The sequence below is a fragment of the Streptomyces ovatisporus genome (genome assembly GCF_042653885.1).
GTDB lineage: Bacteria > Actinomycetota > Actinomycetes > Streptomycetales > Streptomycetaceae > Streptomyces > Streptomyces ovatisporus.
In genome coordinates, this window is the sequence record NZ_JBHSFH010000017.1 from 128,478 (window position 1) to 136,367 (window position 7,890).

General features: G+C 69.6%; 8 protein-coding genes. 1 reads left to right on the forward strand and 7 read right to left on the reverse strand.

What is annotated here, in order from left to right; genetic code table 11:
- Positions 1 to 90 precede the first annotated feature (90 nt).
- From smpB to ftsE, 4 genes are all read right to left on the reverse strand, one after another.
- On the reverse strand, positions 91 to 618 hold the full coding sequence (smpB, locus tag ACFPA8_RS26570) for an SsrA-binding protein SmpB (RefSeq protein ID WP_386452578.1): 528 nt from the start codon (positions 616 to 618) through the stop codon (positions 91 to 93).
- Between the two features lie 18 nt (positions 619 to 636).
- The gene (locus ACFPA8_RS26575; RefSeq protein WP_386452580.1) at positions 637 to 1,638 is read right to left on the reverse strand and encodes a S41 family peptidase; all 1,002 of its coding nucleotides are present in this window, start codon (positions 1,636 to 1,638) and stop codon (positions 637 to 639) included.
- Positions 1,639 to 2,012: 374 nt separating this feature from the next.
- A complete protein-coding gene (gene ftsX / locus ACFPA8_RS26580; protein ID WP_386452582.1) occupies positions 2,013 to 2,924 on the reverse strand; it encodes a permease-like cell division protein FtsX in 912 nt (303 codons plus the stop codon).
- A gap of 97 nt (positions 2,925 to 3,021) precedes the next feature.
- Positions 3,022 to 3,711: a cell division ATP-binding protein FtsE gene (gene ftsE / locus ACFPA8_RS26585; protein ID WP_386452584.1), complete on the reverse strand. Its 690-nt coding sequence runs from the start codon at positions 3,709 to 3,711 to the stop codon at positions 3,022 to 3,024.
- A gap of 372 nt (positions 3,712 to 4,083) precedes the next feature.
- On the opposite strand from ftsE, the gene ACFPA8_RS26590 reads away from it, so the two are divergent.
- Positions 4,084 to 4,278 (forward strand): hypothetical protein, encoded by a 195-nt coding sequence (locus tag ACFPA8_RS26590; RefSeq protein WP_386452586.1) that lies wholly within the window; start codon positions 4,084 to 4,086, stop codon positions 4,276 to 4,278.
- A 196-nt stretch (positions 4,279 to 4,474) separates the two neighbouring features.
- Here ACFPA8_RS26590 and ACFPA8_RS26595 read toward each other — a convergent pair whose 3' ends face one another.
- The 3 genes from ACFPA8_RS26595 to ACFPA8_RS26605 form a co-directional block, all read right to left on the reverse strand.
- A complete protein-coding gene (locus ACFPA8_RS26595; protein ID WP_386452588.1) occupies positions 4,475 to 5,206 on the reverse strand; it encodes an LPXTG cell wall anchor domain-containing protein in 732 nt (243 codons plus the stop codon).
- A 251-nt stretch (positions 5,207 to 5,457) separates the two neighbouring features.
- Positions 5,458 to 6,564: a peptide chain release factor 2 gene (gene prfB / locus ACFPA8_RS26600; protein WP_386452589.1), complete on the reverse strand. Its 1,107-nt coding sequence runs from the start codon at positions 6,562 to 6,564 to the stop codon at positions 5,458 to 5,460.
- A 104-nt stretch (positions 6,565 to 6,668) separates the two neighbouring features.
- Positions 6,669 to 7,890, reverse strand: a 1,222-nt coding sequence (locus ACFPA8_RS26605; RefSeq protein WP_386452591.1) for a serine/threonine-protein kinase, incomplete at its 5' end; no start/stop codon positions are given.

Below are 7,890 nucleotides of genomic sequence, written 5' to 3' on the forward strand. Positions count from 1 at the left end.
GCGCCCCCAGCGCCGGGATGCGGGGTTCGTGGAGCCGTCGCGACGGCGTACCGCACCGCACCGCACCACGGCCGCCGCAGCCCGGCGTGGTCAGGCCTTCACCCGCTGTCGCCGGCGGGCTGCCGACATCGCCCGGTCCGACTCACGCCGGTCCTGCTTCTCCCGCAGCGTCTGGCGCTTGTCGTACTCCTTCTTGCCCTTCGCGAGGGCGATCTCGACCTTGGCCCGCCCGTTCAGGAAGTACAGCACCAGCGGCACCAGGGTGTGGCCGGTCTCCTGGGTCTTCCCGATCAGCTTGTCGATCTCGTAGCGGTGCAGCAGCAGCTTCCGCTTCCGACGGGCCGTGTGGTTGGTCCACGTGCCCTGGGCGTACTCCGGGATGTGCACGTTGTGCAGCCAGACCTCGCCGCCGTCGATCTGGCCGAAGCCGTCGACGAGCGAGGCCCGGCCCTGCCGCAGCGACTTGACCTCCGTGCCCGTGAGGACGATCCCGCACTCGAAGGTGTCCAGGATGAGGTAGTCGTGCCGCGCCTTCTTGTTCTGCGCGATGAGCTGCCGGCCGTGTGCGTCCTTGGCCTTCTTGCCCTTGCCCTTGTTCTTGTCGTCCTTCTTCGCCATAGCCAGACCATTCTTCCACTACGGACGGGTCTGCAGGCCACTCAATACTGTGCGGGCCCGCTCCGGGGCGTCCCCGGAGGCGTCGACGGACAGATCCGGAGTGATGCCCTCCCCGTCCAGGGTCCGGCCGGAAGGTGTCGCGTAGTGCCCGACCGTCAGCTCGGCGACCGAGCCGTCCGAGAGCTTGCGGGGCATCTGGACCGAGCCCTTGCCGAAGGTGCGCGAGCCGACGACGACAGCCCGCCCCCGGTCCTGGAGTGCCCCCGTGAGCAGCTCCGCCGCGCTCATCGTGCCACCGTCCACCAGCACCACCAGGGGGTGCGCCGACGCTCCGCCCGTCGATACCTGCACGGCGTGGCCATGGCTGCTCGTGTTTCCGTCCGCGTACAGCGCCCGCTGCGTGCCGTTCTCCTCGTACGTGGCGACGAGGCCGCCGTCGAGGAACGCCGAGGCCGCTTCGACCGCCTCGCTGACGAGGCCGCCGGAGTTGCCCCGCAGATCGAGCAGTATGCCGCCGCCGTCGGGCACCCGCTCGGCCACTGCCCGGTGGATCTGCCGCGCGGACCCCTTGGTGAAGGAGGAGACCTTGATCCGCGTCGCGCCGCCGTCCGTGGGCCCGACCGTGACGGCGTCGGCTGTCAGCCGGTCGCGTTTCAGGGTCTCCGTACGGTGCCGCCCGTCGCGGTCGAGTTCGAGCTCGACGGAGCTGCCGGGCGCTGCGGGCTTCGCCGACCGTCCCTGTCCGGCGGAGCCCCGCAGCCGGGCCACGACGTCCGTGACGGGGCGGTCCCCGACGTCCTCGCCGTCGATCGCGACCAGCCGGTCGCCTCGCCGGATGTCCGCGCGGTCGGCCGGGCTTCCGGGCAGCACCCGGGCGACGGCGACGGAGCTCCCCTTCGTGTCGCGCTCGCGCTGAACGGAGAGACCGACGCCGACGTATTCGCCGTCCAGCGTCTGCTTCAGACCTTCGTACTCGCGTGCCGTGTAGGCCGAGGACCAACGGTCGCCGCTGCGGCTCACCAGCTCCTCGGCCTCTTCCGCGTGGCTTCCGCCGGGAGCGCGACCGTCGTCGTGCGCCCCGGCTGCTCTGCCGCGCGCTCCTTGGGGACCTCCGGTGCTGCCGAGGTCCGCGCCTGCGGGAACAGGGCCCGGTGCGCTGTCAGTCGGGCCCGCGAGAGCCCGAACGCCGTCGCCCCAGGCACCGGTTGCCGCTCCCGTCGCGAGGACGCTCGCAAAAACCAGTGCCAGACCCGCCCCTCGGCGCAATTGCCGGGGGCTCCCCCTGCGTTTGTCGGGGGATGGGTTGGAATACCACGAGTCCGACATGATTCGGAGTCTAAGCCAGACAGCGGGCGCCCCACGGGCCGTTGGCCGTAAGGCGCCCGCGTCGTGCGTCACACCTTGAGGTACTTGCGCAGCGTGAAGAACGCTGCAACGGCCGGCATGAGGACACCGACGGCGATGAGCAGCGGCAGCACCTTCAACACCGCGTCCCAGCCGATGAAGTTGATGAGCGCGATCTTGTCGGCGAGCCAGCTGTCGATGAGGAAGAACTTGCCGCCGAGGAGGAGCACGCACGCGAAGCCCGCACCGATCAGGCCCGCGATCGCGGCCTCGAGGATGAACGGCATCTGGATGTAGAAGCTGGACGCCCCGACGAGCCGCATGATCCCCGTCTCCCGCCGCCGGCTGAACGCGGAGACCCTGACCGTGTTGACGATCAGCAGCAGCGCGACGACGAGCATCAGCCCCATCACGAACAGGGCGGCGATGTTCATGCCGTTGAGCAGGTTGAAGAGGTTCTCCAGCAGATTCCGCTGATCCTGGACCTCCTGCACTCCTGGTCTTTCGCTGAACGCGGTCTGCACGACCCGGTACTTGGTGGGGTCCTTGAGCTTGACCCGGTAGGACTCCTGCATCTGGTCGGGGGTGAGTGAGTCCGCCAGCGGGGAGTCCTTGAACTGCTCCTGGTAGTGCTTGAACGCTTCGTCGGCGGACTCGTGGTAGACCTTGTCGACGACCCGCAGCTTCCCCAACTCGGTACGGATCTGCTGCTTCTGCTCGGCGGTGACGGCGCCCTTGGCGCAGTTGGGGTCGGACTCCGCGTCGTTCTCGTTGCAGAGGTAGACCGACACCTGGACCTTGTCGTACCAGTAGCCCTTCATCGTGCTGACCTGCTCGCGGGCGAGCAGGGAACCGCCCGCGAGCGCCAGCGACAAGGCGACCGACACGATCACCGCGAAGGTCATCGTGAGATTGCGGCGGAGACCGACGCTGATCTCCGACAGTACGAACTGGGCGCGCATGGCGTCCTTTCAGTGTGTTGCTGTCTCAACTGCTCAGACTGCTCAGACCGATTGCTCACGGGCGCCGCGGCCGGACCGGGAACCGCCCGTGCGCGGCTCAGTGCTGATAGCCGTAGACGCCACGCGACTGGTCACGCACGAGCCGTCCGCGCTCCAGCTCGATGACGCGCTTGCGCATCTGGTCGACGATCTGCTGGTCGTGCGTGGCCATGACGACCGTCGTGCCGGTCCGGTTGATCCGGTCCAGCAGTTTCATGATTCCGACGGAGGTCTGCGGGTCGAGGTTGCCGGTCGGCTCGTCGGCGATCAGCAGCATCGGACGGTTCGCGAAGGCACGGGCGATGGCCACCCGCTGCTGCTCACCGCCGGAGAGCTCACCGGGCATGCGCTCCTCCTTGCCGCCCAGACCGACCAGGTCGAGAACCTCGGGGACCGTCTTGCGGATCTGGCCGCGGGACTTGCCGATCACTTCGAGCGCGAAGGCGACGTTCTCACCGACCGTCTTGTTGGCGAGCAGCCGGAAGTCCTGGAAGACCGTGCCCAGCTGGCGGCGCATCTGCGGCACCTTCCAGTTGGACAGCCGCGCGAGATCCTTGCCCAGGACGTGCACCTGGCCCTGGCTGGCCCGCTCCTCGCGGAGGATCAGCCTCAGGAAGGTGGACTTGCCGGAACCGGACGAGCCCACCAGGAAGACGAACTCACCGCGCTCGACCTCCAGCGACACGTCGTGGAGGGCCGGGCGGTTCTGCTTGGGGTAGGACTTGGAGACGCTGTCGAATCGGATCACGGATACACCACGTCGGCCTGGGGTAGGGGCAGCGGGAGCCACGGTGCGGCTCCCTGGGGGCACCTCCCAGCGTCAGCTGGGTGGGGGCACCTCCCAGCGTCAGCTGGGTGGGGGCACCTCCCAGCGTTAGCTGGGGGAGTGTGGTGACCTTACGCGAACGGGCGGACGGTGCGCAGCGGGCGTCCGTTGTTGGTGGGTTCGGTCACATTGCCTATAGGTACAAACCTCACAGAGGGGGCGCTCGCTCCGGCCGGGAGCTCTCCGCCCGGAAGCCTCTGCGTCCGAGCGGGGAGCCTGGCACAGTGGAGTGAGGACCCCCGCCGGGGAACCAATGCCTCCGGGGCGTCGTTGGCAGACAGAGGAGGATCTCGCATGACATGCGACCGACTGGTGTGTGCCAACTGCGCAGGCCCCGTGAGCGAGGGGCGCTGCCCCGTCTGCCGTGCGCACCGCGAACGCCTGCACCGGGAGTCCCCCCTCGGCAACCTCTCGCCGGTGACGCTCTTCACCTTGCTTCTCGCCCTGCTCGCAGTGGCGTTTCTCGCACAGCGGGTGGCCGTGGCGTAACGGGACGGCCACGTCCGGTGATGCCGCTGCCTCCGAGGGCGGTGGGAGCCGGGTCCGCAGCCGTCTTCCCGCACTCCCGAACGGACGAGGGGCCCGGAACCGCGCACTGTGCGCTGCGTTCCGGGCCCCTCGCTCTGCTCGCTCTGCCTGCGTGCGCTGATCACGCGCGCCGAGGCGTACCGCTCACATACGGATGTCAGGCAGCCGTACGGCGGTTGATCATGCGCGGCATCACACGGAAGGCGACGCCTCCCGCGATCATCGTCGCGGCACCGACCAGCAGGAAGGCCGTCTCGGAGGAACCGGTGTCTGCCAGCTCCTCCTTCGGGGCCTGCGGCTGCTGCTCGACGGGCTGGCTGTCCGCGCTGTCCGGCTGGGTGTTGCCACCCTCGCAGTCGACGCTGTCGTCGTTCAGGTCGCAGGTGTCGTCGCCGCCGCCGGAACCGCCGATGGTGGCGGGCTCCTCGCCGCCACCGGTGTCGCCACCGGTGTCGCCGCCCGTGTCACCACCGGTGTCGCCGCCGGTGTCACCGCCGGTCACAGTGCTGCCACCGTCGGTCTCACCGCCGGTGTCGCCACCGGTCACGGTGCTGCCACCGTCGGTCTCGCCGCCGTCGGTCTCGCCGCCGGTCACCGTGCCCTCGGTGTCGCCACCGGTGTCGTCGCCGCCGGAGACGGTGCCCTCGGTGTCACCGCCCGTGGTGGTGTCACCGGTCGTACCGCCGTCGGTCTCGCCGCCGCCGCCGCTGTCGCCACCGCCGATCACGCCACCGAGGATTCCGCCGATGAGGCCGTCCTGCTGCTGGGCAGCAGACTCACCGCTGTCCGCGGCCTCCGCGGCGCCCGCGGCCGTGAGCGAGGCGCCGACGGCGAACACTGCGCCGGCAGCAACGCGCGCCACACGCAGCCGCGTCTTCGATTTGATCATTGGCCAACTACCCCCAGTAGTTTCATTTTTCAGTGGAGCAGCTGTGTGACGGGCTGCGGAGCCTCAGTAGGGACACGGACTTGTCCGCTCACCCCCGCACGCGCCCCTGACACAGGCATGCCGAGCGGACAGCTTTCCCAGTTTTCACACCTCCGTCAAGCGAGGACAGTGTGAAATGCCCATGTAGAGCGGCCAGTTCGGCCGATGGGGCTCAAATCGTTACCTGGAAGAGCGGGATTCCGCCTCGACTGCTACTTGTCCTGCTGCTTGCGCCAGCGGATACCCGCCTCGAGAAAGCCGTCGATATCGCCGTCGAGAACGCCCTGGGGATTACCGACTTCATGTTCCGTCCGCAAGTCCTTCACCATTTGATAAGGGTGCAGGACGTACGAACGCATCTGGCTGCCCCACGAGTTGCCGCCGTCGCCCTTGAGCGCGTCCATCTTCGCCTGTTCCTCCTGCCGGCGGTGGGCCAGCAGCCGTGACTGCATGACGCGCATGGCGGCCGCGCGGTTCTGGATCTGCGACTTCTCGTTCTGGCAGGAGACGACGATGCCGGTCGGGATGTGCGTCATACGGACCGCGGAGTCGGTGGTGTTGACCGACTGACCGCCAGGCCCGGAAGAGCGGAACACGTCGATCCGCAATTCGTTCTCGGGGATGTCGATGTGGTCGACCTGCTCCACCACCGGCAGCACCTCGACCCCGGCGAACGAGGTCTGACGGCGCCCCTGGTTGTCGAAGGGGGAGATGCGCACCATGCGGTGGGTGCCCTGCTCGACGGAGAGAGTGCCGTACGCGTACGGCGCCTTCACGGTGAAGGTGGCGGACTTGATGCCCGCCTCCTCCGCGTAGCTGATGTCGAAGACCTCCGTGGGATGGCCCTTGCGTTCGCTCCAGCGCAGGTACATCCGCATCAACTGCTCGGCGAAGTCCGCCGCGTCGACGCCACCGGCCTCCGCGCGCACGCTGACGACCGCCTCACGGGGGTCGTACTCGCCGGACAGCAGGGTGCGGACCTCCATCTCGTCCACAGCCTTGCGCAGCGACTCCAGCTCGGCGTGCGCCTCGGTGCGTGCGTCGGTGTCGTCCTCGCTCTCGGCGAGTTCGAAGAGCACCTCGACGTCGTCGATGCGCGAGCGCAACTCCTCGACCCTGCGCAGCTGTCCCTGCAGATACGACAACCTGCTGGTGACCTGCTGCGCACGCTCCACGTCGTCCCACAGATCGGGGGCCGCCGCCTGGTCCTCGAGCGACGCGATATCTGCCCTCATCCTGTCGAGGTCGATCACTGCCTCGATCGACTCCATGGTGGAGGAGAGGGACTTGAGCTCTTCGGAAAAATCGGGGGCTGCCACACCTCCACCCTAACGGCTGACCGTTCCCCGCGTTCGCCGCCCGGGGCGCCCGGGGACCGCTTTCCCCCGGTATCCGCCCAGTGCACGTCCGGTGCCCGGCCCGGTCACGGCTCCTCAGGCTGCTCGACCGCGGGCGCGGGCTGCGTGGTGTCGCCGTCGTCGCCGGACGTCGCCAGCCAGCTGCCCACCACGGCCGCCACGGCGACCGCGGTCGCCGTCGCACCCAGCTTGATCCTGCGGCGCCGTGCAGCCGCTGCCGAGACGCGGTTACGGGCGGAACCCGCCCGGGGCGTCCCCGCAGCGCGCGGAGCGCGTGCTGTGCCGTGCGCACCGCCCGCCAGCTCGTCCGCTCCAGGCACGCGCATGCTCGTGTGGGTGTCGCGGCTGGAGTCGGGGCCGGCGCCGCCGTGCACCAGTGGCACGGCCCCGCGTTTCCCGCCCGTGGCGGTGCGGCCGTGGCCCGGCGCGTGCGGATACCGCTCGTGGTCGGGCAGCGTCGGCGCGTGACCGCCGGAGGGGGCCTCGGCACCGTCCTCATGGCCGTCGTAGGGCTCGTAGGCCTCCTCCGCCTGCTCGTCGATGTCCAGCGGCGGAAGATCCACGAGGTCCGGCAGCAGCTCGCGCAGCCCGGCCGCCACCTCCTCGGCCCGGAGCCGGGAGGCGGGCGCCTTCGCGAGGCACTGATGGATCAGCTGCCACAGCTCGTCGGGGATGCCGGGCAGCGGCGCCACCGACTCCGTGACGTGCCGGCGCAGCACCGCACCCGGGTGTCCGCCGCCGAACGGCGTGAAGCCGGCGAGGAGTTCGTAGAGCACAGTGGCCAGGGCGTATATGTCCACGGAGGCGCGGGGCGGCAGACCCTCGACGATCTCCGGCGCCAGATAGTCGGGCGTACCGATGATCGACGTCGCCCGGGTCGTGCGGGGTGAGTCGATCAGCTTGGCGACGCCGAAGTCCGTGAGCAGGGCGGGCGGCGCACCGCCCGGACCGGCCGGTGCCAGCGCGTCCAGCAGGACGTTCTCCGGCTTGACGTCCCGGTGCACGATGCCCGCCGCGTGGGCCGCCGCGAGTCCGTCGGCGACGTCGGCGGCGATGGCCGCGGCGGCCTGCGGCGCGAGCCTGCGGTCGTGCTCCAGGCGCGTGCGCAGGTCCGTGCCGCGTACCAACTGCATGACGAGCGCGAGGTCGTTGCCGTCCACGACCAGGTCCCGGACGCCGACCACACGGGGGTGGTCGAGGCAGAGCAGCGCACTGCGCTCCCGGACGAACCGCTCCACCAGGTCCTGATCGGAGGCGAGGTCCTCGCGCAGGAGTTTGACCGCGACA

What these genes read in the sequence shown, in the direction of transcription:
- smpB (WP_386452578.1), bottom strand. Translation starts at nt 618, where the DNA reads ATGGCGAAGAAGGACGACAAGAACAAGGGCAAGGGCAAGAAGGCCAAG.
- ftsX (WP_386452582.1), bottom strand. Translation starts at nt 2,924, where the DNA reads ATGCGCGCCCAGTTCGTACTGTCGGAGATCAGCGTCGGTCTCCGCCGC.
- ACFPA8_RS26590 (WP_386452586.1), top strand. Translation starts at nt 4,084, where the DNA reads ATGACATGCGACCGACTGGTGTGTGCCAACTGCGCAGGCCCCGTGAGC.
- ACFPA8_RS26595 (WP_386452588.1), bottom strand. Translation starts at nt 5,206, where the DNA reads ATGATCAAATCGAAGACGCGGCTGCGTGTGGCGCGCGTTGCTGCCGGC.